The 24,952-nt window shown below is 50.7% G+C and carries 25 protein-coding genes and 1 rRNA gene; 17 read left to right on the top strand and 9 right to left on the bottom strand.

What is annotated here, in order from left to right; all coding sequences use genetic code 11:
- Positions 1 to 214: 214 nt before the first annotated feature.
- The gene (locus tag ccrud_RS13560) at positions 215 to 1,024 is read right to left on the bottom strand and encodes an Fpg/Nei family DNA glycosylase (protein ID WP_066569044.1); all 810 of its coding nucleotides are present in this window, start codon (positions 1,022 to 1,024) and stop codon (positions 215 to 217) included.
- Between the two features lie 166 nt (positions 1,025 to 1,190).
- Between ccrud_RS13560 and ccrud_RS13555 the strand changes: the two genes are divergently transcribed.
- Complete coding sequence (locus ccrud_RS13555; RefSeq protein WP_066569041.1) at positions 1,191 to 2,678, top strand: DUF1846 domain-containing protein; 1,488 nt, start codon at positions 1,191 to 1,193, stop codon at positions 2,676 to 2,678.
- Here ccrud_RS13555 and ccrud_RS13550 read toward each other — a convergent pair whose 3' ends face one another.
- The gene (locus ccrud_RS13550) at positions 2,679 to 3,770 is read right to left on the bottom strand and encodes an inositol-3-phosphate synthase (protein WP_066569039.1); all 1,092 of its coding nucleotides are present in this window, start codon (positions 3,768 to 3,770) and stop codon (positions 2,679 to 2,681) included.
- 266 nt (positions 3,771 to 4,036) lie between these two features.
- On the opposite strand from ccrud_RS13550, the gene trhO reads away from it, so the two are divergent.
- Positions 4,037 to 4,975 (top strand): oxygen-dependent tRNA uridine(34) hydroxylase TrhO, encoded by a 939-nt coding sequence (gene trhO / locus ccrud_RS13545; RefSeq protein WP_066569037.1) that lies wholly within the window; start codon positions 4,037 to 4,039, stop codon positions 4,973 to 4,975.
- A gap of 22 nt (positions 4,976 to 4,997) precedes the next feature.
- On the top strand, positions 4,998 to 5,312 hold the full coding sequence (locus tag ccrud_RS13540; RefSeq protein ID WP_066569035.1) for an antibiotic biosynthesis monooxygenase family protein: 315 nt from the start codon (positions 4,998 to 5,000) through the stop codon (positions 5,310 to 5,312).
- Positions 5,313 to 5,384: 72 nt separating this feature from the next.
- On the opposite strand, the gene ccrud_RS13535 is transcribed toward ccrud_RS13540, so the two are convergent.
- The 3 genes from ccrud_RS13535 to ccrud_RS13525 are packed head-to-tail and all read right to left on the bottom strand — an operon-like array spanning position 5,385 to position 7,358.
- On the bottom strand, positions 5,385 to 5,858 hold the full coding sequence (locus tag ccrud_RS13535) for a hypothetical protein (protein ID WP_066569032.1): 474 nt from the start codon (positions 5,856 to 5,858) through the stop codon (positions 5,385 to 5,387).
- 54 nt (positions 5,859 to 5,912) lie between these two features.
- Positions 5,913 to 6,854, bottom strand: coding sequence for a universal stress protein (locus tag ccrud_RS13530; RefSeq protein ID WP_066569029.1), 942 nt, complete (start codon positions 6,852 to 6,854; stop codon positions 5,913 to 5,915).
- 30 nt (positions 6,855 to 6,884) lie between these two features.
- Complete coding sequence (locus ccrud_RS13525) at positions 6,885 to 7,358, bottom strand: MarR family winged helix-turn-helix transcriptional regulator (protein ID WP_066569026.1); 474 nt, start codon at positions 7,356 to 7,358, stop codon at positions 6,885 to 6,887.
- A gap of 216 nt (positions 7,359 to 7,574) precedes the next feature.
- On the opposite strand from ccrud_RS13525, the gene ccrud_RS13520 reads away from it, so the two are divergent.
- From ccrud_RS13520 to ccrud_RS13505, 4 genes are all read left to right on the top strand, one after another.
- The gene (locus tag ccrud_RS13520) at positions 7,575 to 7,937 is read left to right on the top strand and encodes a DUF5318 family protein (RefSeq protein ID WP_066569023.1); all 363 of its coding nucleotides are present in this window, start codon (positions 7,575 to 7,577) and stop codon (positions 7,935 to 7,937) included.
- 91 nt (positions 7,938 to 8,028) lie between these two features.
- Positions 8,029 to 10,197, top strand: a complete 2,169-nt coding sequence (locus ccrud_RS13515; protein WP_066569019.1) for a transglycosylase domain-containing protein — start codon at positions 8,029 to 8,031, stop codon at positions 10,195 to 10,197.
- Between the two features lie 62 nt (positions 10,198 to 10,259).
- Positions 10,260 to 11,705 (top strand): glycosyltransferase family 87 protein, encoded by a 1,446-nt coding sequence (locus ccrud_RS13510; RefSeq protein ID WP_245670292.1) that lies wholly within the window; start codon positions 10,260 to 10,262, stop codon positions 11,703 to 11,705.
- 1 nt (position 11,706) lies between these two features.
- Entirely contained in the window at positions 11,707 to 11,898 is a 192-nt protein-coding gene (locus ccrud_RS13505; protein ID WP_066569017.1) for a hypothetical protein, read from the top strand.
- A gap of 41 nt (positions 11,899 to 11,939) precedes the next feature.
- Here ccrud_RS13505 and ccrud_RS15540 read toward each other — a convergent pair whose 3' ends face one another.
- Positions 11,940 to 12,182 (bottom strand): hypothetical protein, encoded by a 243-nt coding sequence (locus ccrud_RS15540; RefSeq protein ID WP_169816459.1) that lies wholly within the window; start codon positions 12,180 to 12,182, stop codon positions 11,940 to 11,942.
- Positions 12,183 to 12,254: 72 nt separating this feature from the next.
- On the opposite strand from ccrud_RS15540, the gene rpsF reads away from it, so the two are divergent.
- The 6 genes from rpsF (at position 12,255) to ccrud_RS15095 (ending at position 16,919) form a co-directional block, all read left to right on the top strand.
- Positions 12,255 to 12,542 carry a 30S ribosomal protein S6 gene (gene rpsF / locus ccrud_RS13500; RefSeq protein ID WP_074025542.1) on the top strand — a complete coding sequence of 96 codons (288 nt, stop codon included), beginning with the start codon at positions 12,255 to 12,257 and terminating at the stop codon, positions 12,540 to 12,542.
- A gap of 36 nt (positions 12,543 to 12,578) precedes the next feature.
- Positions 12,579 to 13,247 carry a single-stranded DNA-binding protein gene (locus tag ccrud_RS13495; RefSeq protein WP_066569012.1) on the top strand — a complete coding sequence of 223 codons (669 nt, stop codon included), beginning with the start codon at positions 12,579 to 12,581 and terminating at the stop codon, positions 13,245 to 13,247.
- A 54-nt stretch (positions 13,248 to 13,301) separates the two neighbouring features.
- Positions 13,302 to 13,754, top strand: coding sequence for a 50S ribosomal protein L9 (rplI, locus tag ccrud_RS13490; protein ID WP_066569008.1), 453 nt, complete (start codon positions 13,302 to 13,304; stop codon positions 13,752 to 13,754).
- A 622-nt stretch (positions 13,755 to 14,376) separates the two neighbouring features.
- Complete coding sequence (gene dnaB / locus ccrud_RS13485; RefSeq protein ID WP_066569006.1) at positions 14,377 to 15,909, top strand: replicative DNA helicase; 1,533 nt, start codon at positions 14,377 to 14,379, stop codon at positions 15,907 to 15,909.
- 250 nt (positions 15,910 to 16,159) lie between these two features.
- The gene (locus ccrud_RS13480; protein WP_074025541.1) at positions 16,160 to 16,726 is read left to right on the top strand and encodes a PadR family transcriptional regulator; all 567 of its coding nucleotides are present in this window, start codon (positions 16,160 to 16,162) and stop codon (positions 16,724 to 16,726) included.
- Positions 16,707 to 16,919: a hypothetical protein gene (locus tag ccrud_RS15095; protein WP_245670291.1), complete on the top strand. Its 213-nt coding sequence runs from the start codon at positions 16,707 to 16,709 to the stop codon at positions 16,917 to 16,919. Before ccrud_RS13480 ends, ccrud_RS15095 begins: the two co-directional genes overlap by 20 nt.
- On the opposite strand, the gene ccrud_RS13475 is transcribed toward ccrud_RS15095, so the two are convergent.
- Both ccrud_RS13475 and ccrud_RS13470 read right to left on the bottom strand, forming a co-directional pair.
- A complete protein-coding gene (locus ccrud_RS13475; protein WP_066569004.1) occupies positions 16,879 to 18,198 on the bottom strand; it encodes an MFS transporter in 1,320 nt (439 codons plus the stop codon). The genes ccrud_RS15095 and ccrud_RS13475 overlap by 41 nt on opposite strands.
- A gap of 198 nt (positions 18,199 to 18,396) precedes the next feature.
- Positions 18,397 to 18,603, bottom strand: coding sequence for a heavy-metal-associated domain-containing protein (locus ccrud_RS13470; protein WP_066568999.1), 207 nt, complete (start codon positions 18,601 to 18,603; stop codon positions 18,397 to 18,399).
- Between the two features lie 185 nt (positions 18,604 to 18,788).
- Between ccrud_RS13470 and trxA the strand changes: the two genes are divergently transcribed.
- Together trxA and ccrud_RS13460 are read left to right on the top strand one after the other, a co-directional pair.
- Positions 18,789 to 19,169 carry a thioredoxin gene (gene trxA, locus ccrud_RS13465; protein WP_066568991.1) on the top strand — a complete coding sequence of 127 codons (381 nt, stop codon included), beginning with the start codon at positions 18,789 to 18,791 and terminating at the stop codon, positions 19,167 to 19,169.
- A 356-nt stretch (positions 19,170 to 19,525) separates the two neighbouring features.
- Positions 19,526 to 20,395 (top strand): PspA/IM30 family protein, encoded by an 870-nt coding sequence (locus tag ccrud_RS13460; protein ID WP_066568988.1) that lies wholly within the window; start codon positions 19,526 to 19,528, stop codon positions 20,393 to 20,395.
- 63 nt (positions 20,396 to 20,458) lie between these two features.
- On the opposite strand, the gene ccrud_RS13455 is transcribed toward ccrud_RS13460, so the two are convergent.
- Complete coding sequence (locus tag ccrud_RS13455; RefSeq protein WP_066568982.1) at positions 20,459 to 21,943, bottom strand: NYN domain-containing protein; 1,485 nt, start codon at positions 21,941 to 21,943, stop codon at positions 20,459 to 20,461.
- Between the two features lie 206 nt (positions 21,944 to 22,149).
- Here ccrud_RS13455 and ccrud_RS13450 point away from each other — a divergent pair, with 206 nt between their 5' ends.
- Positions 22,150 to 22,515 carry a GntR family transcriptional regulator gene (locus tag ccrud_RS13450; protein ID WP_066568965.1) on the top strand — a complete coding sequence of 122 codons (366 nt, stop codon included), beginning with the start codon at positions 22,150 to 22,152 and terminating at the stop codon, positions 22,513 to 22,515.
- Positions 22,516 to 23,144: 629 nt separating this feature from the next.
- Positions 23,145 to 24,667, top strand: a 16S ribosomal RNA gene (locus tag ccrud_RS13445).
- The last annotated feature ends 285 nt before the right edge of the window (positions 24,668 to 24,952 follow it).

Raw genomic sequence — 24,952 nt, 5'->3', positions numbered from 1 at the left:
GAATGGAGTCCGCGAGGCGCTTAGAAGCCATTTTAGAGAGGGTGCTTTTCGGGGCTTTAAGAGCGATTTTTAGATGCACCAGACTGGGTGACCAAAAGTTACATCGGGTCAGCACATTTTGGTCACCTGGTCTGGTTTAAAAATTTCACACCGGACACAGCGACCAAGACTCCCTAAAAACTCCATTCGCTTGGTCACCCAGTCTGGTTTTTTACTAGCTCTGGCAGCTCGGGCACCAAAACAGGTTGCGGCCTTCCATCACTTGCTCCTTGATGGGAGTGTCACATAAGAAACACTCTTGGCCAGTGCGTCGGTAGGTATAAACCTCACCGCCGTGGTCATCTTTACGAGGTTGCCGGCCCATGGCTTCGGGAGTGTGTTCGTGGCGCACAGTATCAATACGACCGGCAACGACTCCGTCTTTCATCAAAACGACAAGATCTGCCCAAATGGCCTGGAATTGTGCGGTGGTGATGTCTTTTCCAATAGCAAAAGGTGAGATACCGAGACGGAAGAGTGTTTCTGCACGGTAAATATTGCCCACTCCCGCAAAGAGTTTTTGATCCATCAACAACGATCCGATGCTGCGGCCAGAGCGTTGCACTTTGATGCGTATTGGTTCTGGATCCGCATCATCACGAATGGGATCCGCACCTAGTTTCCCAATGGCTACAGTGCGCTCAGCATCGGTGATCAACCGACACCACTGGGGTCCACGCAGGTTAGCTGCGATGTCTCCATCAGAGAGGTGCAGCCTGATCTGACCACGAGTCTCTTCTGCAGGTTCAAAGTGGAATGTGCCGATGAGGCCTAAGTGGATATAGAGAATGTGTTCTGGATTATCTGAGTCGAATTCCACGAAAAGGTGCTTGCCAAAGGCTTCCGCAACCGTGATGCGATGACCATTAATAAGCGCAGCTTCAGCAGCAAAACGTCCTTGCGGTGACGTGGCCTCTAAATCGGCACCACCAAAGTTCTTATTAAGGTCCCTAGCTAATCGATGAATCACATGTCCTTCAGGCATAAATATCAACCCTAGCGGGAAGAATGGAGGGCGGGAAATAACCGGGAGGAAGGCGTCGATAAGCGCGTAAAGTGCTTGGTTCCCACGCGCCTTGCCCTTTTTATAGGGCGTCCGGGTAGAGTTTCAGGGGTTAGATTTCAGCCGAAGCAACTGGGGAGTTGACGCTATGCGCACCGGATTCGATCGCGACCTCTATATCAAGATGCAGTCGCAGCACATCAACGAACGGCGCGAGCAGATCGGCGGCAAGCTGTATCTGGAAATGGGCGGCAAACTTTTTGATGATATGCACGCCTCCCGCGTACTGCCGGGCTTTACCCCCGACAATAAAATAGCGATGCTCACAGAACTTAAAGATGAACTAGAAATCTTGGTGGCTATTAACGCCAAGGACCTCGAGCGCAAGAAGACCCGTGCAGATCTTGATATTTCTTATGAAGAAGATGTCCTGCGCCTCATCGATGTTTTCCGCGAACTGGGCTTTTTGGCAGAGCATGTGGTGCTCACGCAGTTGGAAGATGATAACTACCAGGCACTTGCTTTCAAACAACGCCTCGAGCGCCTTGGCCTTAAAGTTGCTGCTCACCGCGTCATCCCCGGCTACCCCACTGATGCCCGCCGCATTGTCAGCGAAGAAGGCTTCGGCATCAATGAGTACGTGGACACCAGCCGCAACCTCGTTGTTGTCACCGCGCCGGGCCCTGGATCCGGCAAGCTGGCTACCTGCCTCAGCCAGATTTATGGCGATCACCAGCGCGGCATTAAATCCGGCTATGCCAAGTTTGAAACCTTCCCAATCTGGAACCTGCCACTTGAGCACCCAGTCAACCTGGCCTACGAAGCCGCCACCGCGGACCTCGATGACATCAACATCATCGACCCTTTCCACCTCGCCGCCTATGACTCCAAAGCCACCAGCTATAACCGCGACGTGGAAGTCTTCCCACTGTTAAAAACCATGCTGGAAATGCTCGCAGGCTCCTCACCTTATAAATCCCCCACCGACATGGGTGTCAACATGGTCGGGTATGCCATTATCGACGACGCCACCTGCCAGGAAGCTGCCCGCCAAGAGATCGTTCGCCGTTACTTCAAAGCACTTGTCGACGAGCGCCGCGAGGAGCAGGACGATACGATTTCAGCGCGCATCGCCATCGTCATGAGCAAGGCCGGTTGCACTGTTGCCGACCGCCGCGTTGTTGCCCGCGCACTCGAAATCGAAGAAGCAACCAGCGCGCCGGGCTGTGCCATCGAACTCAATGATGGACGCCTGGTCACTGGCAAAACTTCCGAACTGCTGGGTTGTTCCGCAGCGATGGTACTCAACGCACTGAAGGAACTCGCTGGCATTGATCGCAGCGTAGATCTGCTGTCCCCAGAATCTATCGAACCGATCCAATCCCTGAAAACCCAACACCTGGGATCCCGCAACCCTCGTCTGCATACCGATGAAGTGCTGATCGCCCTCTCCGTATCTGCAGCGAACTCCGAAACAGCACGCCGAGCACTAGATGAACTGAAAAACCTCCAAGGCTGCGATGTGCACACCACCACGATCCTGGGATCAGTAGATGAGAGCATCTTCCGCAACCTTGGAGTATTGGTTACCTCCGAGCCGAAGTACCAACGTAAAGCTTTGTACCGAAAGCGTTAATTAGGCATCGATGATGAATGCTTCCAGGCGTTCTCGTGCTACATCATCGGGGAGCTGCTCTGGAGGGGACTTCATCAAATAAGAGCTCGCGGGCATGATTGGCCCACCAATGCCACGGTCAAGGGCAATCTTTGCTGCGCGGACTGCATCAATAATGATGCCGGCGGAGTTTGGCGAATCCCAGACCTCAAGCTTGTATTCCAGGTTCAGTGGCACCCCACCAAATGCAGTGCCCTCGAGACGGATATATGCCCATTTACGGTCATCTAGCCACTGCACATGGTCGGATGGTCCGATGTGAACATTGCGATCTTCAATCTTGCCGGCCAGGGGACCTTCCGGAATATTGGAGGTCACAGCCTGTGTTTTGGAAATTTTCTTAGACTCTAAGCGATTGCGATCAAGCATGTTTTTGAAGTCCATATTGCCACCGACGTTGAGCTGCATGGTGCGATCCACACGAACGCCACGTTCTTCAAAAAGTCGTGCCAACACACGGTGGGTAATGGTTGCACCGATTTGGGATTTAATATCATCACCGACAATCGGAATGCCAGCATCGGTGAATTTCTGTGCCCATTCTGGATCAGAAGCGATAAACACCGGAAGCGCATTAACAAAGGCACAACCAGCATCGATTGCGGCTTGGGCATAAAATTTGTCAGCTTCTTCGGAGCCCACTGGAAGATAAGACACCAAAACATCGGCTTGTGCGTCGATAAGCGTCTGGACAACGTCGACTGGCTCGGCGGCGGACTCATCGATCATGGCGCGGTAGTGCTCACCCAGGCCATCAAGAGTGGGGCCACGCAAAACATTAATGCCAGTGTGCGGGACATCCGCAATTTTGATGGTGCAGTTTTGTGAAGCTTCAGTGGCATCGGCAAGATCGATGCCGACTTTTTCTGCATCAACATCAAATGCTGCCACAAATTCAATATCGCCAACGTGATAATCGCCGAATTGAACGTGCATCAAACCTGGCACAGTCTCAGTGGGATCGGCATTTCGGTAATATTCCACACCCTGAATAAGGGAGGTCGCGCAGTTTCCGACTCCGGCAATGGCAACCCTGATGGTGGACGTGCTCATCTAAAAATTCTCCTCTTAAAAAGATAACGGCCGCGACAGAAAAAGCTTCGCTGCACGCTTCTCGACGCTACGTTCCATAACGTGGGGTTTCCTACCGGAAAATGCACATGATCGATCAAGCATCCTCAGTTGATCGATCAAGCAGCACCCCCATTTGGGAGTTAAACCTTAATTGAGGTTTTACTACTTCTTCACTAGCTCCAGACTCTTGCTCGAAAAATCCTGGCATTTTTAGGAAGCACACAAGCGCACTAGACTAAAGAACTGTGGCTACCGACAAAATTCTTCTTTATTACGCATTCACCCCGCTCTCTGACCCTAAGGCTGTGCAGCTGTGGCAGCGTGGGCTCTGCGAATCGCTAAACCTTCGTGGTCGCATCCTAGTTTCTTCCCACGGCATCAACGGCACTGTGGGCGGAGACATTGATGATTGCAAGGCATACATCAAAAAGACCCGTGAGCTTCCAGGCTTCAGCCGCATGAAATTCAAGTGGTCTGAGGGCAGCGCCGAGGATTTCCCAAAGCTCAGCGTCAAAGTTCGCAATGAAATCGTGGCTTTCGGAGCACCAGATGAGCTGCAGGTCGATGAAAACGGCATTGTCGGTGGCGGCGTGCACCTCAAGCCAGCACAGGTTAATGAACTGGTTGAATCCCGTGGCGATGAAGTTGTCTTCTTTGACGGCCGAAACGCAATGGAAGCTCAAATCGGCAAGTTCAAAGACGCTGTGGTCCCAGATGTAGAAACCACACACGATTTCATCGCAGAAATTGAATCCGGAAAATACGATGACCTCAAGGACAAGCCTGTGGTCACCTATTGCACCGGCGGTATCCGCTGTGAAATCTTGAGCTCCCTCATGATCAACCGGGGCTTCAAAGAGGTCTACCAAATCGATGGTGGTATCGTCCGCTACGCTGAACAATTTGGCAACAAGGGCCTGTGGGAAGGCTCCCTCTACGTCTTCGACAAGCGCATGCACATGGAATTCGGCGATGACTACAAGCGCCTCGGGCACTGCATTCACTGCGATACTCCAACCAACAAGTTCGAGCATTGCCTGAATGAAGACGATTGCCGCGAATTGGTGTTGATGTGCCCTGATTGCTTCAGCAACGTTGAGACCCGTCACTGCAAGCGCGAAAAATGTGCAGACATGGCAGCAGATTTCGCGAAACAAGGAATTGATCCCCTAGTTAAGTCCTAAAACTCAAGTATGGTGGCACAGTATGAGTATCGTTAAAATCAATGCCATTTCCGTACCTGAAGGTGCTGGTGAAGAGCTAGAAAAGCGCTTTGCCGCACGTAAAAACGCAGTGGATTCTTCCCCAGGATTTGAAGGCTTCCAGCTGCTTCGTCCTGTTGCTGGTGAAGACCGCTACTTCGTCGTCACCCAGTGGGCAGATGAAGAAAGCTACAACGCTTGGCGTGATGCTGAAAAATCCAAGGGTGGCCACGGAGCACACGGTTCAGACAAGAAACCAGTTGCCTCCGGAGCATCTCTACTGGAATTTGAAGTTGTTCTAGGATCTACCGGCGCTTAAATACTAAAAGCCGGAACCACCTTTTAGGTGGTTCCGGCTTTGGTATGTTGAGCAGCTGTTAGTGTCTTCTGGTTAGTGCCCCAAGATAGACAAAGTGAGCACTGAAGTTCCCCACAGCATGCTGAATGGAATCAAAATCCACAACACGCCCATCCATGGACGCCAGCGCAGGTAATTACGGTATTTATCGTAGAGAATCCATGCAGATCCGAGCATGCCTCCAAAAGCAATCAGGCTAGTGGTGATAGGCCACCATAATTCTGCAGCACGGGAGCAAATCCAGACAGCATCACCGGCTTCACAGATGGGGCCACCTTGTAGGCGAGATACCCATGCCAATAGATACGCGGAAACGAACGTAACTAGGGGAACTGCAAATAGGTAGATGAGGGCTTGTCGTGAGGACTGCTTGTTTTTAGCTTGTTCGATCTTGGGATCAGGAGCATCGGCTAAAGCGTCAAAACTATCTGAGTATGTCCGGGGCCGATTAGAAAAATCAGCTTCGTCGACTAAATCATTTTCGGGGTGCTCTGGATTGGTGTTCATGGAATTGCCCTCCTCTACAGACACCTCAAGTCTAGTCACCCAAGTTAAGTGAGCCTAACGGCCCGGGTAAATGATCGTGGGTACAGGAGAATTACGGATTATCTCCATTGTTTCTGATCCCACAAAGACGCGAGATAACGCATCGGTGCGATGGGATCCAAGGCAAAGCAGATCACCCTTCTTCCACTTCAATGCATCAATGGCTCCGCTCCAACCCCAACCAGAACCGACTTCGCTACTCACGCTCAAAGCTCCATGGTCTTGGAGGACGCCATAGCGTGCGCGGTCGAGTAACGCCAAGGTAAGTTCGCGCCATTCGGAAGATAGCTCCGTTGAAAGATCTAAACTGCCAGAAGTCGGCGCAGAGGTAATTCCTGCTGGAGAGAAAGACAGAATACGCAGAGGAACATTCCATGTGCTGGCTAGTTCTGCTGCGTAGTTCAAGCCTTGTTCAAAGTCATCGCTTTCATTGGTGAAAGCGTAGTTGACTCGGGTGACACCCTTTTTGGAAAGATTGACTCCTCGTGGCACTAATCCCAAAGGGACGGGCGAGGAATGCAGGAGTGCGTCTGCAGTGGAGCTGGCTAAGAAGCGGCCTTTAGGTGCGGCCGCGTCCGAGCTGAGCAAGATGAGGTCTGCATCGAATTCTTCGGCGGCATGGGTGAGCAGCGTGGATTCAGAAGGACCATCAACAAACACTGAGACGTCATCATCCCATTGTGATTTTTCAACTCCGGACTCTTTGAGCCCTTTGACGGTGCGATTTCGGTAGTGAGAATCCAAATTCTTGAACCACTTATGGTACTTCCCGCCAAGTTTACTAATGGAGGTAGAAGGCCATGGGCGGATGAAAGTTGTGATTCCGCGAACATTGATGTCTGAAGTACGAGCTAGCCATGCGGCAAACTCAAACGCAGCATCATTTTGTTCATTACGTTTGCGATCCGATGTTTCTTCGGGCCGGCAAGAAATAAGTACGCGAAGGGGCTGTTTCATCAAATTCCGGTGTTGAGATGTAGAAAACTATTAAGAACCGCTGTCGGTTTCTTTCCAGTTACCGTACACCTCTGCTAGTTCAGTAATAATGTCAACTAGCTCTTCGGTGCGTGCCAGCTTCTCAGGAGGCAGCATTTCAAGAACTCGCGCCATTTCAGCGTTTCGTTCGTGATTGACACGCTCAAGCTCTTCGCGGCCATGATCGGTGAGCTGAACCTGCACACCACGACGATCCTTGGTATCTCGAATACGCTCAACCAGATTCAACTGTTCCAGCTGGTGGAGTGCATTGGAAGCGGTAGGCATACGAATATCTTCGAGTTCAGCGATACGGCTGATGCGGGAAGGGCCGTTTTCTTCCAGGCGGCTCAAAATAGTGAGCTGTGGACCCGAAAGATCAGAATTCGCGGAGCGGCGGAAATAAAGAACGTAAAGTTTAGTCAGCGCGGGTCGCACGCGGACTGCCAACTCCTCGGCGTTTACATTAGGCATGTCTGCAAGCATAGCGGGATTGCAGATTAATTTCCGTTGGGGAACCTATCCACGGGAAAATTAATAATTCACACAGAAAAACAACAACTTACGCTTATGTAATTTAGGCCTTAAATGGGGGCGGAAGTAACTTTCCTGCCACATCCACGATTTTATGGTTAGAGACAATTCTAACTGAGTCGTTCAGAAGAGCATGATATTGGACTGCTTAGGACTACACTTTTTATCGTGGTGCAATATCAAAATGAGATCAGTCACCAACTAGCTCGTAGGCAGACACTCCGTCAGTTTCGGGCGGGGTTGGTGCAAAAAGACGCAATTTGTGATGCCGAGTTCATCTTGGTCACTGCGAGCAAATATCACGGAGACTTGACAGATTATCCTTGTCCGATTTGTGGCAGCGAGGATTTGCGTGTGGTGCTGTGGGTTTATGGCGATGAAATCGGTAAAGCTGCGGGATCAGCCCGCCGTGAAGAAGAAATTGAGCAGTTGTTAAAAAATGGGAGGCAAGCGACGGTGCATACAGTTGAAGTTTGTCCTGTCTGTAAGTGGAATCACCTGCTTAAGGCAGAAACCGCGACGGCCAGCTGATTCTCAGATTCAGATGAAAAGGCTTGGGCACAGTATTCTCTACAGCACAAGCTTCAGATAAGAACCAAATCTGATTGAACGGATACACCAGTTGACGAATACTAATAATTCTTCTGCTAAAAAGAGCAGTGGCAAAAGGCGTCTAAAAGGCGCTAAAGATACTAAGGGCCATGCAGTACGAAACTCCATCATTGGTGTTATTGCTGCGGCCATTTTGATTCCTGCAATAGTTTTCATGGGCGCGTACATCGTGGTGGATGTTCCGGAGCCTGAAGAACTGGTATCACCACAGGTTTCGCAAATTTATGCTTCCGATGGTGAGACCGAACTGGCACGAATCGTTCCGCCAGAAGGTAACCGCCAGATGGTAACGATTGATCAGGTTCCTGACACCGTGAGCAATGCTGTTTTGGCTGCGGAAGACCGAGAGTTTTACACCAACCCAGGTTTCTCCATCTCTGGTTATGCGCGTGCAGCCCTTGGCGTGATCACGGGCAACCCATCAGCTGGTGGTGGTTCTACGATTACACAGCAGTATGTCAAAAAGGCTGTGGTGGGCGATGAACGTTCGCTTATCCGTAAGGCTAAGGAGTTGGTCTATTCCGCAAAGATGGCCAATGAATGGTCTAAGGACGAAGTCCTTGAGGCATACCTCAACACTGTGTACTTCGGCCGAAACGCCTATGGTGTTCAGGCTGCAGCGCATGCATTCTTTGACAAGCCAGTTGAAGATCTCTCCGCTGCAGAAGGTGCTCTTTTGGCAGCCAGCATTCAGCGCCCAAGCCAGCTTGATCCGTGGGTAAACCCAGTTGAGGCTGAATCGCGGTGGAGCTATGTCATGGACGGCATGGTGGAAACTGGTGCGATTACTGCGGAAGAACGAGCAACAGCTACGTACCCAGAAACCACTGATCCAGCCAACAACCGTGCTTATACAGAAGCAACCGGAACCAATGGCTTGATCAAGAACCAGGTCATGGCTGAGCTATCAGAAATTGGTATTACCGAAGAAGATGTGCAAAACCGTGGTTTGAGGGTCACCACAACCATTGATCCGAATGCTCAGGAAGGCGCAGTTGATGCAGTACATGATCAACTGGAGACCCTTTCAGAGAACAACCGTGCAGCTGTCGTTTCTATCGATCCACACAGCGGCGCAGTGCGTGCATACTACGGTGGCGAAGATGCGACTGGTTGGGACTTTGCAAATGCTCCAATCCAAACTGGTTCCACTTTCAAGATTTTCGGTCTAGCTGCTGCACTGCAGCAAGGTATTCCACTGTCACAGCCTTATAGTTCTGCGCCGGTAACTGTTGGCGATGCGCGGATCGGAAATGTTGGCGGTACTGGTTGTGGTTCCTGTTCTATCGAGCAGGCCCTGTTGCACTCCTACAACACCAGCTTCATTCGTCTGCAGCAGGATCTGGAAAACGGCTCCCAAGACACTGCAGATATGGCGCATTCATTGGGTATCGCAAAGTCTTTGCCATCTATTCCAGAGACTCTGACCGAGAACGGTGAGACCCCTTATGAGGGCATCATCTTGGGCCAGTATGAGTCCCGTCCTTTGGACATGGCTTCTGCAATGGCAACAATTGCCAATGAGGGCATCTGGCACCGTCCACACTTTGTGGCCAAGGTTGAGACCGTCAGCGGCGAAGTGCTTTATGAATTTGAAGATGGCGAAGGTGAGCGCCGAGTTTCTGAAAAGGTGGCTTTGAATCTTCTCAAGGCGATGGGACCAGTTGCTTCTTATTCCAACGGCAACGCTCTTGCCGATGGGCAGGTTTCTGCATCGAAGACCGGTACCACTCAGCTCGGTGATACTGGTGCGAACAAGGATGCTTGGATGTTGGGTGCTGCTCCGCAGCTAGCTACCGCAGTCTGGGTAGGTACTTCTGATAACACTCCGCTGTACAACACTTGGGGTGGCAATATGTACGGCTCCAACTCCCCTGCCACTATCTGGAAAGCAACGATGGATCAGGCGTTGGAAACAACTCCTCTAGAAACATGGGATACCGTTCCATCTTTGGGCTACGGCAACCCACCTGTTCCGGAATACGTGTGGACGCCGACCCCAAGCACTGGTGGTAATGAAGCGGAAGCCCCAGCGGTGGAAACACCTGTGGAAGATCCAAATGCAGTAATTGAGCCTCCAGTAGTTGATCCCAATGTTCCTGCCGAAGGTGCAGACAATGGTCAGGTAGAAATTCTGCCAGGATTGACTATCCCAGGTGACCTCTTAGGAATCGGCTAAAATCTGGTTCTAGCCTAAAAGACTTCTTAAGGAGCCGACCGCCGATGATGATGGACCAGAAAATGGACCAGCACAAGGTAAGCCGCGTATCGCCTGGTGATAGTGAGCCAGTAGCACGAGACTTCATTGATGCCATCGGTGGTCGGTTCGGTCGTTTTGCACAAGTGGGGACGCAGCGGTTTTGGACTCCCCTCCGGGTATTGATTGCTACATCTTTGGCTTTTTTGGCTGTCGGTTTTTTGACTAAGGCGAATTGTATTCAAGGAACACGAAGTGCAGAAGGCCTGGTTTCGCTCAACTGGTCTGGAAACCGGCAATACACTTCAGCTTGTTATAACGACATTGTTCCGCTGTACGGGGGCCGCGGAATTAATGCTCCAGGTTTTCCTTATGCCTTTTCCTGGCAGGAGGGCGATCTCACTCGCTATATGGAATATCCAGTGCTGGGTGGAATTTTTCAGTGGGTTTGTGGCATGGTCACCAGGTTCTTGTACCCGGTTGTAGATGCCATTCCGTTTCATACGCTTCCTGAATCTGGTTTTTATTTCATCGTCACAGCACTCACCTTGAGTTTCTTTTGGGTGATGGTGATCCGCATGATGGTGGAGCTAACTGAAAACCGAGTGTGGGATACCGTGCTGGTTGCTGCTTCTCCCCTGGTTGCTGTCCATGCTTTTACTAATTGGGATACTCCTGCCATCGCTGCTGTGGTGGCTGCGATGCTTGCTGTGAAACGGGGAAACCCATTGCTGGCCGGTCTGCTAATCGGTTCTGGTACAGCTTTCAAATTGTGGCCGCTATATTTGCTGGGCGCGTATTTAGTCTTGGCTATTAAGAACAAAACCTTTAAGCCTTTTATCGTCATGGCTGCCACGGCTGCAGTGACTTGGCTGGTGGTGAATATCCCAGTGATGATCGCATATCCAGAAGCATGGAATGAGTTTTTGCGTCTCAACAGGGAACGCGGTGCTGAGTGGACCACCATTTATCAGGTGATTGATCGTAATCTTCCGGTGGACTTGGCTGATCCGGTTGCACTTAATGTGTTGAGTTTTGCATTGTTTGGTGGCGCTTGTTTGGCCATTCTCGTTTTGGGGCTCAAAGCCCAGCGCACCCCCCGCGTCGCTGAGTTGGCTTTTTTAATTGTGGCTGCGTTTTTACTTTTCAATAAAGTCTGGAGTCCACAGTATTCTTTGTGGCTGGTTCCTTTGGCTGTACTGGCATTTCCCCAGTGGAAAGTGCTGTTTCCGTGGATGGTTGTGGATGCCATGGTGTGGCCGATTTTGATGTGGCATATGCTCGGGGCGGAAAATAACGGGCTCCCCCATGGGATGCTGGATCTCATTGTGATTTCTCGAGATGCCTTCATTGTGGTCATGATTGTAGGAGTAGTCAGACAAATGATGGGGCGATGCGCTGATCCAGTATTGGATGCGCACGCTGGGCGTGATCCCCTGGCCGGGCCGTTTGCGGTGCGGGTGGGCGTCGAAAAGCGTTTAAGGAAGTAAATTGAGCACAACAGTTTTGTTTGTCACAATGGTGAGCGTTTTTGTAGGTTTTCTATTTTTCGGCGGCGCGTTTGCCAGTTTCATGTATAAAAAATCGAACCGGCAGATTTGGTCGCTTTTCAGCATCTCACTTGTGCTGATCACGGTGATTCCAGTAATAATTGCGGTTTTCTGGGCCACAACGCCCGCATAAAAATGCTTGTCGACGCCTCCTTCTACCTGCGGGAACTTTCCCTAAACGCTGTGCGTTAAAAGAGGTAGAAAGGCAGGTGTCTGGATGAAAAAGTCGAAAAATTCAACCACCTTTGTAGGCATGCTGGCAGTTTCAGCGTTGACATTGGCAAGCATCTCCAGCACCGAGGCGAGTGCGTTGAAGCCGGAGCATAATTTGCATGCGGGCACAATAAACGAAAACGCATAAATCAGAACTCGACATTTCCGCGCGTTTGGTGTACCTTGAATAGGTTGCTGACGCAACGACCCTCCTGCTATGCCAACAATGGCATGGCCGAAAAAACAATTACTAGACCATAGGAGGTGATGAGGTCCGTGCGTCAATACGAACTTATGATCATTCTCGATCCTTCCCAGGATGAGCGCACTGTTGCCCCGTCCCTGGATAAATTCCTCGAGGTTGTCCGCAAGGACAAGGGTGACGTTGTGAAGGTTGATGTTTGGGGCAAGCGCCGTCTTGCATACCCAATCAACAAGAAGGAAGAGGGCGTTTACGCCGTCGTCGATCTCAAGTGCGAGTCCGCAACTGTGCTCGAACTTGATCGTGTTCTGAACCTGAATGATGGTGTCATGCGCACCAAGGTTCTGCGACTCGACAAGTAAAGAACTTTTAGGCTCTAGAGAGGTAGTTGAAGAAACATGGCAATCGGAGATACCAATATCACCGTAGTTGGCAACATTGTTGCTGATCCGGAACTTCGCTTCACCCCATCGGGTGCGGCAGTGGCTAATTTTCGCATTGCTTCAACTCCCCGCTCGTTCAATCGTCAAACCAACCAGTGGGAAGATGGCGAAGCCCTTTTCCTTACTGTGAACGTTTGGCGTCAGGCAGCTGAAAACGTTGCAGAATCCCTGTCAAAGGGTATGCGCGTTATTGTCACCGGTCGTCTCAAGCAGCGCTCCTATGAAACCCGCGAGGGCGAGAAGCGCAGCGTATTTGAGGTCGAAGCGGATGAAGTCGGACCATCTTTGACATTTGCTAAGGCAGATGTTCAGCGCACACCGCGTGGTGGAAATTCCGGTGGAAACTTCGGTGGCGGAAACCAGGGTGGCGGATTTGGTGGAAACCAAAACAGCAACCAAGGTGGATTCGGAGGCCAGAACGCTGGCGGCAGCTTCGGTGGAAACCAGAGCAGCAACCAGGGTGGATTTGGTGGAAACCAAAACCAGTCTCAGAGCAACAACTTCAACCAAGGTGGATTTGGCGGAGGCAGCCCACAGGCTGCACCAGATAATGATCCTTGGAATTCTGCACCACCTGCTGGCTCCGGCGGGTTTGGTGGCGCAGACGATGAGCCACCGTTCTAAAACTTTTCTTTTCCAAAATTCACAAACACTCAAAAACCACGAAAGGCAGGGATCATGAAGCTGATCCTCACCGCCGCCGTTGAAAACCTTGGTGTCGCTGGCGACATCGTAGAGGTTAAGAACGGCTACGGACGTAACCTGCTGCTCCCCCGTGGCCTGGCCATCGTTGCCACCCCGGGTGCTGAGAAGCAGATCGAAGGCATCAAGCGTGCCCAGGAGGCTCGCGAAATTCGCGACCTCGACCACGCTCGCGAAGTAAAGGCAGCACTGGAAACACTTGAAGGTGTTACCGTTGCAGTCCGCACTTCCGAGAGCGGAAAACTGTTCGGCTCTGTTAAGACTGACGACATCGTCGCTGCAGTCAAGACCGCCGGCGGCCCGAACCTGGACAAGCGTGCCATTGTTCTCCCGAAGAACCTGGTTAAGACCACCGGTAAGTACCAGGTAGAAGCAAAACTCACCGACGGACTTGTTTCCCGCGTGAAGTTTGAGGTCGTCGCAGCGTAACGACAACGCGCATGCGACGGCGGTGATTTACCCACAGATGAGGTTAAATCACCCAACGACAACAGCATTCTTCAACCCCACTCCAACAGCAGGAGTGGGGTTGAAGTATTTTTATCTAACATATTTTGCTGTTTACGCAAGCGCTAAAGGGTGAAAATATAGCCCTGTGGGAAGTTATCCCAGGCCTGTGGATAACTGTGGAAAATTGTGGATAGTTAACCTGGCGTTAGCACACCGTATAACCCCTGCTTAAGTGCTATGCGACCAGATTAGAGATAGTAAAACCGCAGGTAGGAATAGTTATCCACGGATTGTTCGAGGTTATCCACAGGGGGACACACCGCTGTGACCTGCTGGTATAGCTGATCTTGGGAGGTTTGCAGGGGAGTTGTCCACAAGTTATCCACAGGTGTGGGGTGCAATTGTGTGCAACTTTCAAAAACTGTGAGTAATTTCAGTTGTTAACCTGGTTGGTTGTGAATTGTTTTTGGAGAAGAACCTTATTTTTATACCGGATGAGAGTCTGACATCACATGGTGTGGGGAATGAGTTTTTGTGCCTATAGATTTATCGCTTTAAGGAACTAGAGTGGATCTAGAACGAGATTGGGGAGATTGAGAGAATGGCTACAGATACACAAGCCGCAAGTTTTGATGATGACTACGTGCCTTCGCAGGAACCGGGAGATTCCTTTGCTGATGAAGCGCACTTAGGCGCCCCAGCTCCGGCATTTGAAGATTTCTCCCCGGCCAAAGCTTTTGATGCGCGTAGAGGTGGAGATTCCGAAGGTTTCAAGAAGAAAAAGGGTCGTAAGGACGAGTCCAGGGAATACCGTGATTTCCGCTCACCTCCTTATGACAACGACGCAGAGATGGGTGTTTTGGGTGCTATGTTGCTCAGCCCGGTAACTGTGATCGATATTCTGGAGATCCTTACCCCAGATGATTTCTACCGACCTTCTCACCAGCTGATTTTCCAGGCGATCATTGATTTGTTCAGTGATAACCGGGATATTGACCCAGTTATTGTTTCTGGCCGACTTGATCGCACTAATGATCTTGATCGTGTTGGCGGTGGCGCTTATCTGCATGATCTCATCCAGTCTGTCCCCACAGCTGCCAATGCTCGCTACTACGCGGAAATCGTGTCGGAAAAAGCAGTACTGCGCAGACTTGTCGACGCCGGCACCCGGGTGGTTCAGCTTGGCTATGAGGGCGACGAAGGCGCAGAGATTGACGCGGTCATTGACCGCGCGCAGCAGGAAGTCTTTGCGGTTTCCCAGAAGAATCAAAGCGAAGACTATTCTGTCCTTGCTGATGTGCTAGATGAAACCATGGCAGAGCTTGAGATGCTCAATGAGGGTGGCATCGCAGCAGGTATTCCTACCGGCTTTAAAGATCTTGATGATCTCACCAACGGCCTTCGTGGCGGCCAAATGATTATTGTGGCGGCGCGTCCAGGTGTGGGTAAATCCACTATTGCGTTGGACTTCATGCGCTCGGCATCTATCAGGCACAACATGGCGTCAGTAATCTTCTCCTTGGAAATGTCCAAGTCAGAGATCGTGATGCGTTTGCTCTCTGCAGAGACTGAAATTCGGTTGGCTGATATGCGCGGCGGCAAGATGGATGAAAATGCGTGGGAGAAGATGGTGCAAAAGCTAGACAAGGTAGCTCAGGCTCCTTTGTTTATCGATGACTCCGCAAACCTCACCATGATGGAAATCCGCTCCAAGGCGCGCAAGCTGAAGCAAAAGCATGATCTGAAGATGATCGTTGTGGACTACCTGCAGCTGATGAGCTCTGGCAAGCGTGTGGAATCCCGTCAGCAGGAAGTTTCTGAGTTCTCGCGTCAGCTCAAGCTGTTGGCCAAGGAGCTTGATGTTCCTTTGATTGCGATTTCTCAGCTTAACCGTGGTCCAGAAGCACGTACAGATAAAAGGCCTCAGCTGGCTGACCTTCGTGAATCTGGTTCGCTAGAGCAGGATGCCGATATTGTTATGCTCTTGTACCGTCCTGACTCCCAGGATAAAGATGATGAGCGTGCAGGCGAAGCTGACATTATTTTGGCTAAGCACCGTGGTGGCCCTATCGATACTGTTCAGGTTGCACACCAGCTGCACTATTCACGTTTTGTAGATATGGCACGTGGCTAAAAACATTTAATAATTAAGCATGCTACTGGCGGTTTTAACCGCCAGTAGCATGCTTTTTTTATTATGTAACCCAGTGCTGCATTGCCCTTCTGGAGTTATTGGAGTCACGCAGTGCAGGCAACCCTATCTTTGGCAAGACTTACCGACATAGACTGAGCTGCGAAGTTGATCTAAAATGGCAGTATCGTTGACATAGAGATATGTTGCGATATATCTTTAAGTTCACATCATAATATGGAGATTTAAAGACATGCAGTTTAGAGAACTCAATAATGAACCTTGTGGAATTACAGGCTTTCAAGGCCAGCCGGGCAGACGCCATGCTCGCCGAGATATAAACGGACATGGACACCAACAACACGGCAGGCGTCCTGGACGTGGTCGCGGTGGACGTGCCGGCAGAGGCGATCTGCGCCATGTGATCCTAGTTTTACTAGGAGCAGAACCCATGCATGGTTATCAGCTCATCACCACCATTGCTGAAAAGACGGAAGGTAATTGGACTCCAAGTCCAGGAACCATTTATCCAACTTTGTCCATGCTTGAAGATGAAGGCCTGATTTCCATTTCCCATGAGCTGGGACGGAAAATGGCGCGTCTTACTGATGAGGGCGTGCAAGAAGTGGAAGAGAACCTGGAAGTCTGGGGAGCAATTCTGGAGGCCTATCGCAATCCAGAATCCCGAGAAGTGCACGTGTTTAATATCCGCAATGAGTTTCACAAGGTGAGGGAAGCGGCGAAAGCTGCGCCCGAAGACAAAGCCGAGCAAATAGTCGAGATTTTAAGGAGAGCCGCAGATGACATCAAGAGAATTTAACCCAAACACTATACACCTACGTGAAGATATCGTGGTCAAGCGCACGAACGGTGTCACCGTAATTGCAAATCTGCCCCGCAATTTGGAGGATTTCCGCGAATCGCAGAAACCTTCAATCGTGGGGCAGATGAAAAACTGGTGGAAGGATCTCACTAATCAGCGAGAGCTTTACCCTTCTGCTCAGGTAGCGTAAACGCCGCAATCGCTGCGATCGCAAAAGCGGTGGCAAACAAAGCGAACAAGGAGATAGGTCCGCCAAATGCAATAACTGGTGGAACAATCAGCGGAGAAATAATGGATGCAATGCGTCCGAATCCCGCAGCTGCGCCTGTTCCGGTTCCGCGAACATTTGTAGGATAAAGCTCCGGCCCAATGGCATACAGCGCCCCCCAAGCGCCCAGGTTGAAGAAAGATAACAAACAACCGGCGACGAGGATCTGCCACTCTACATCTGCCAGGCCGTAAAGTGCTGCTGAGACAGCTGAGCCCACTAAAAACGTTGCCAATGTACTGCGACGGCCCCATTTTTCAATCAACCACGCTGCAACGGCATAACCCGGAAGCTGCGCCAAGGTGATGATTAATGTGAATTGGAATGACTTCACTAGCGTAAAACCATCTGCAACAAGCAGCGATGGAATCCAGATGAAGGCTCCATAATAAGACAGATTGATACAGAACCAGACGATCCATAGAGCAGTAGTGCGCTTGCGCAAGGCGGCTGACCAAATGGACACTGAACCAGTAGCCGCATCGTCTCGTTCAATTGCGATGGAATCATCCAAGGATTTGCCTTCATCGGCTGCTACTTTTTCAAAACTTGCAACGATAGCCTCTGCTTCTTCGTGGCGTCCCTTTTTTTCCAAGAAGCGCACTGACTCTGGGAGCCCGAGGCGAACATAGACGGCATAAATTGCTGGAACGCAGCCAAGTGCTAGTGCCCAGCGCCAACCATTGTCGGAAGCCGCTACAACAAATGTGCCGATAATAGCCGCCATGATCCAACCCAGAGCCCAAAAGGCTTCCAGGATAACCACCATGCGTCCACGAACTTTACGTGGGGAGAATTCGGAAATCAGTGTGGAGGCAACGGGGAGCTCGGCGCCGAGGCCGAGTCCTACGATAAAACGCAGTGCCATGAGCATGATTAGGGAAACGGAAAGCGCGGAGGCACCAGTGGCTATGCCGTAGACCAATAAAGATAGGGCAAAAACTTGTCGACGGCCCAGCTTGTCTGCCAGCAGGCCTCCGAAAGAAGCGCCAATGGCCATTCCTACGAAGCCGATGGATCCAAGAAGGGAAGTTTCGGTGGGGGTTAAGCCCCAATGCGTGGCTAGCGCGGCCATGACGAAAGAGATGAGACCAACGTCCATGGCGTCTAGTGCCCAGCCGATTCCAGAGCCGCCAAGGATTTTCTTGTGCTTGGAAGTTACGGGCAGTCGATCAAGCCTGTCATTCCGGGTTAGGTTCATGCCCGAAAAGGTTACTCCTTATGGGGTAAAATGTTTGCCTTTAAAATCAAAAGGGGGCGTCGACAAGCAAAATCCATACACAAACGGCCACCCCGGCTGAGCGCATAAGTGCTACAGCGGAATGGCCGTATCGGAAATGGCACCCTAATATAGGGGTGTCATTTTCATCAGGTCTGATGAGATGAATGTGTAATTATTTTAGGGGCTTGTAACTTTGTAACCCGCATTTTGGACTGCTTCGATGATTTGATCATCGGTAAATCCTTCGCCGGTCACGGCTACGCGGCCGGTCTCCAGGTCGATGTCGACTCCTTGTGTGCCCGCGATGATGCTGATTTCATCCTCTACGGAAGCGACGCCATTTTCGCAGGTCAAACCTTCGACGTGGTAATTTTTAGTACTCAAAAATCTCTTCCTTCCGATTTGATGAAATCCAGTGGCGCCTGAAGTCTGCACGTTGATCAATGTACGATGTGCAGTGGATCAGGTGGCTTACCTGTCAATGAAAGTTTTCTTCTGACGGGAATAACCCATAGCCACTGAAAGTTGGTCTATATACAGACCTTACAAATATTGAACGGAGATTCTTAATGGCAACGATTGATGTAACCGAAGACACATTTGAGCAAACCGTTACCGGCGAGGGAATTGTTCTCGTTGATGCATGGGCTTCTTGGTGTGGCCCTTGCCGTCAGTTCGCACCAACTTATGAAAAGGTTTCGGAAACTCACACCGACGCAACCTTCGCCAAGTTGGATACTGAGGCAAACCAGGGGCTGTCCGCAGCTCTGGAAATCCAGTCCATCCCAACTCTGATGATCTTCCGTGATGGCATCATGGTTTTCCGCGAAGCTGGCACCATGCCTGCTCCAGCATTGGATGATCTGGTCAACCAGGTCAAGGGCTTGGACATGGATGATGTCCGTCGCCAGATTGCAGAGCAGCAGGAACAGGGTTCCGAAGAAGCATAAGCTCTTGCATGAAAGTCGCTGAGAAGAAATCTTCTCAGCGACTTTTTTGTTTTTCTGAGGCAGTTGGGCGCAGTGAAATGTGATTGCTTGAACTAGCTGAGAATTAGGCATTCCATGGTTAAAATCCTCGGTAAGGCATGCAGGTAACCAGTGTAAGCAGGAATTTTCCCGTTTGCCTGATTCTTCAGGGCAGACCCCCGTTTAAACCCTGACTTTTTATCGATGCGTGCTCCATGAGGCCTAAATTTGCGTAGACTCGAGTTTTGAACAGCGAATCATCAGCAGCGATTTGCTCGTGTGAATAGAAATGACTTTTTTAGATAAACGCAACTAAAACCGCAGGGAAGTGACTGATAATGGCTAATCCGCTCAGTAAGGGCTGGAAGTATCTCATGGCATCGTTCGACAGCAAGATTGATGAAAATGCTGACCCGAAGGTGCAAATCCAACAGGCCACTGAGGCTGCACAGAAGCAGCATCAGCAGATTATGCAGCACGCCTCTCAGATCATTGGCCAGCAGAAGCAGCTTGAGATGAAGCTGAGCCGTTTGGTTACTGATCGCGATAAATTGCAAGACCAAGCTCGTCAGGCCATCCAGTTGGCGGATAAATCCGCACAAGACGGCGATAGCATCAAGGCGCAAGAGTTCAACAACACTGCAGAGGTTTTTGCTTCTCAGTTGGTGGCTGTGGAACAGCAGTTGGAGCAGACTACTGCGTTGCACCAGCAGGCAGAGGTCGCTGCGAAGGATGCGGTGGCTAAGTCTAAGGAATCTGAGATGCGTTTGAAGGAACAGATGTCTCAGATTGATGCACTTCGCTCACAGGCTGATCAGGCGAAAATGCAAGAAACTGTTACTAAATCAATGGATAGCTTGAACCAGTTTGGTACTCAGGATTCTTCAGTGCCAACCTTGGATGCGGTGCGTGACAAGATTGAGCGTCGATACGCAGATGCTTTGGGTGCTCAGGAGCTTACGCAAAGCACTGTGAGTGATCGTATGGCGGAGATTCAGCAGTCTGGCTCAGATCTGCGCGCAACAGCTAGACTGGCTGAGCTGCGTGCTGAGGCACTTGGTGGTGGTGCTTCAGCAGCGCCAAAGGCACAGCTTGAAGCAGGCGTTGAGGATGCGGAAGAGCTTATCGACGAACCTTCGGCCGATTCCGAAACAACCACGAAAGCTGACGCTGCAGAATCTGATACTGCAGAAACCGGCAAAGCTTAATTAGCCAACGCAAAAGCTGGGGTGATTTCGCTATATAAGAAATCACCCCAGCTTTTGTCGTTTTTAGCTGTCTCGCTGATTGAGTAAAACTCCGCGGATCCCAGAATGGAAGCCATCGCGTAGGCTCACGCGTTGCGCTTCTGTCAGGGTGTACTCGTGGAGAGTTTCACATGCGAATTGGAGCAGTGGCCGATCGATTTCTGGTGGTAGACCGCCGCCAGATAATAAATGAGCCTGATCTCGCTGAATGACAGTGGCAGCATTTTCAAACCACCAAGATGCGTACTGCTGACCTACATCATAAGGAGTCTGAAAACCGGATGTAGCCCAGACTTCATTAGGGAGTGGGACATACCGAGAGCGGAGCTTTCGACGAGGAGCCATCATGGATGGATTGGGAATCTTGGACCGTGACTCTTCAATTTCAGCTTCAACTTCAGATTGTGCCTCAGTATTGACGTCTGTCTGCTCTGAGGGCGCTTCTTGAACGGGTGCTGGAGTCTTTGGCTTTGGTGTTCCTGGTTTAGGCGCTTCGCCTGGGGAAGGCTTTGGCTTTGGTGCTGCCGGCGCAGAAGAAGTTGCTTGTGCAGCTGGCTTAGTTTTAGCTAATGATGCAGAAGTAGGTTTTGCTGGTTTTGACACTGATGTAGCCGCAGTCTGCGCGGATTCTTCCTCAATCTTGACGATTGCGTTCTGCGCTTCACAGACTTGATCAGACAAGGCTTCAGCAGGTTCTCCAGGACGAGGGGAGAACTTTTCCTCAGCTTGTTCAGCGTCCTTTTCTTGTACAGGGGAAGCCTGCGCAGGTGAACTTTGTGCTTCTTTAGGAGGTGCTACTGCGGTTTCTTCTGTTTCTTCAGATGTGACGGCTGCATTTTCTGAAGTTTTCGGTGTTTGAGTTTCAAAAGCTGGTGCAACGCCCGGAACTGGAGTGAAATCTAGATCCTCAATGGGCTCTGCATCATTAATGGGCTTAATGCGAACAACAGGAGGTACTGGTCCTTCGAGAACTTGTAACTGCATGCAGTCAGCAAAATCTTCTCGAGGATCCAAGATAGTAGTGGTATCGCAGCAGTGACGTAGCTGGGAAGACATAGAATCCCAACCGAAGCCATATAGATGGACACGAAGTCCAGCATTCGCGGCTTCTTGAACGCCAGGGATCATATCGGCATCGCCACTGACTAGGACGATATCGGAACATTGTCCGCGTACGCCTGCAAGAACAAGGTCAGCTACAAGGCGAGTATCTACAGCCTTTTGTGTACGACGCTCGCCCCATTCAATTAATTGTCCAGCACGAAGTTGCACGCCGTCACAGGTGCGTAGTGCACGTTGGTAACGGTGGGGGCCGGAGTCAGGGATTCCGTCGTACCACATTTGACGCTGTACTGGTTGTTTAAGCTGCTGTTCTATCATCCTTCCTAAAACCCCGACTACCTCGGGGAGGTCGATTTCTAATTGGGCGCGTGCGCCTGTCTCCCAAGAGTTGTAAAAGCTTGCGAGCAGGTAGGACGTGTCCACGAATACCTGAGTGCGTTCAAGCATGGCTCCTAATTCCGATTCTGTTGAGTGTTCGTTGAGTAATAATCTATTTATCCAAGCATGCCTTATCTTGCGAATATGCGTCTATTTTTAGAGCGTAAATACTGAATATCTGCAGTTATAGTCGAATAATTTGTCGTCATACAGTCTTTGCAGGGTTGGAAAACGCCTAAGGTTAGTTATATGAATAACCAACCAATAGGGCCGTTGTGACGGAGCCTCTCTTTAAGCAGATTGCTGCCCTGATTGAAGATTCCATCGTGGATGGCACTCTCGGGATTGATCAGCGTGCACCTTCTACTAATGAGCTAGCCACGTTTCATCGGATTAATCCCGCAACTGCGCGCAAAGGCATCGCACTCCTTATAAAGAACGGTGTCCTATATAAGCGTCGTGGAATTGGAATGTTTGTCAGCGCGCAGGCCTCAGCAATCATCCAAGAGCGTCGGGTTGCTGCGTTCGCAGCAACATATGTAGCTCCGCTTATCGACGAATCCATCCTTCTTGGGTTCAGTCGCACCGATATTCATGCACTTCTTGATCAAGTTGCTGAAAGTCGAGGACTTTATGAGTAACTTTTGGCCTCTGACCTGGTGTGTTGCTGATCAATGAGTGGGTGTGTAGATTTATTCGAGTCAGCGCGACCAACAACGCCCCACCACACAGTATGTGTGGACGCTGAGGCGGATAACAGGAAAACAAGCGTTACTGACATTCAACAACTACCGATAACTTCGAACATCACGCTGATTTGCTCAGAGTGCGAAGGTAAAGTAAAGTTGAACAAGCTGCCAACAAGACATGAACTCCTAAACAGAGGTTATGCACTTGGGGTGTGCGTATGTTGTTTGAGAACTCAATAGTGTGCCATTTATTTTATTTGTCACTACAACCGGAAACAGTGTTTTTGGTTGTGGGTCATGCCGGGTGGTGGATTGCCAATTGTATCCATCACTGTAAATAAAGCATAGTCATCATTTCGGTGGTGGGTGTGTAAATTTTGTTGGCATGATTATTTTTTGTGGGTCTTCTTGTTCCCCGTCAAGGGAAGAGGCCCATATATCTTCCATGCCCACGTTGTGGGTGTGGGTAATCATTAATTTTTTGATGAAATGTCAGCTACAACTAGTCGCACTGTGTGTGGGTGGTTGTTGTTGTTTTTTGTCAGGTTTGGGCTTTTCACGGCCTAAAAATGTTTTCATTTTTTGTGGAGAGTTTGATCCTGGCTCAGGACGAACGCTGGCGGCGTGCTTAACACATGCAAGTCGAACGCTGAAACTGGAGCTTGCTTCGGTGGATGAGTGGCGAACGGGTGAGTAACACGTGGGTGATCTGCCCTGCACTTTGGGATAAGCCTGGGAAACTGGGTCTAATACCGAATATTCACATCTTCGTAGGGAAGGTGTGGAAAGCTTTTGCGGTGTGGGATGAGCCTGCGGCCTATCAGCTTGTTGGTGGGGTAATGGCCTACCAAGGCKTCGACGGGTAGCCGGCCTGAGAGGGTGTACGGCCACATTGGGACTGAGACACGGCCCAGACTCCTACGGGAGGCAGCAGTGGGGAATCTTGCACAATGGGCGAAAGCCTGATGCAGCGACGCCGCGTGGGGGATGAAGGCCTTCGGGTTGTAAACTCCTTTCGCTAGGGACGAAGATGTATTTTGACGGTACCTGGAGAAGAAGCACCGGCTAACTACGTGCCAGCAGCCGCGGTAATACGTAGGGTGCGAGCGTTGTCCGGAATTACTGGGCGTAAAGAGCTCGTAGGTGGTTTGTCACGTCGTCTGTGAAATCCCGAGGCTTAACTTCGGGCGTGCAGGCGATACGGGCATAACTTGAGTGCTGTAGGGGAGACTGGAATTCCTGGTGTAGCGGTGAAATGCGCAGATATCAGGAGGAACACCAATGGCGAAGGCAGGTCTCTGGGCAGTAACTGACGCTGAGGAGCGAAAGCATGGGTAGCGAACAGGATTAGATACCCTGGTAGTCCATGCCGTAAACGGTGGGCGCTAGGTGTAGGGGACTTCCACGTCTTCTGTGCCGCAGCTAACGCATTAAGCGCCCCGCCTGGGGAGTACGGCCGCAAGGCTAAAACTCAAAGGAATTGACGGGGGCCCGCACAAGCGGCGGAGCATGTGGATTAATTCGATGCAACGCGAAGAACCTTACCTGGGCTTGACATGGACCGGATCGGCGTAGAGATACGTTTTCCCTTGTGGTCGGTTCACAGGTGGTGCATGGTTGTCGTCAGCTCGTGTCGTGAGATGTTGGGTTAAGTCCCGCAACGAGCGCAACCCTTGTCTTATGTTGCCAGCACGTTATGGTGGGTACTCATGAGAGACTGCCGGGGTTAACTCGGAGGAAGGTGGGGATGACGTCAAATCATCATGCCCCTTATGTCCAGGGCTTCACACATGCTACAATGGTCGGTACAGCGAGTTGCCACACCGTAAGGTGGAGCTAATCTCTTAAAGCCGGCCTCAGTTCGGATTGGGGTCTGCAACTCGACCCCATGAAGTCGGAGTCGCTAGTAATCGCAGATCAGCAACGCTGCGGTGAATACGTTCCCGGGCCTTGTACACACCGCCCGTCACGTCATGAAAGTTGGTAACACCCGAAGCCAGTGGCCCAACCCTTGTGGGGGGAGCTGTCGAAGGTGGGATCGGCGATTGGGACGAAGTCGTAACAAGGTAGCCGTACCGGAAGGTGCGGCTGGATCACCTCCTTTCTAAGGAGCTTTATTAACCACCGGCAACACTGTGTGTTGTGTGTGTGGTTGTTGGTGTTGGAACCCGTTCGTGGTTGCCATCAACACACTATTAATCGGGTGGAGATGACCCCTAGGGTGACAAAAGCTAAGACAACAGAGTTTTAGGTAATAGGTGGCATGCTGTTGGGTGTCTGGAATGACATCGCAAACATTACGGTAAGTAGTGTGTGTGGGTTGTTTCTACATCGAATACGATCAGCAAGAAATATGAGATACACAGTGTGTATTGATGTTTGTTGGTGG

The organism is Corynebacterium crudilactis (genome assembly GCF_001643015.1).
Classification (GTDB): domain Bacteria; phylum Actinomycetota; class Actinomycetes; order Mycobacteriales; family Mycobacteriaceae; genus Corynebacterium; species Corynebacterium crudilactis.
Note: the sequence above shows the minus strand (reverse complement) of the source record. Positions and strands in the feature narration are given on the sequence as shown.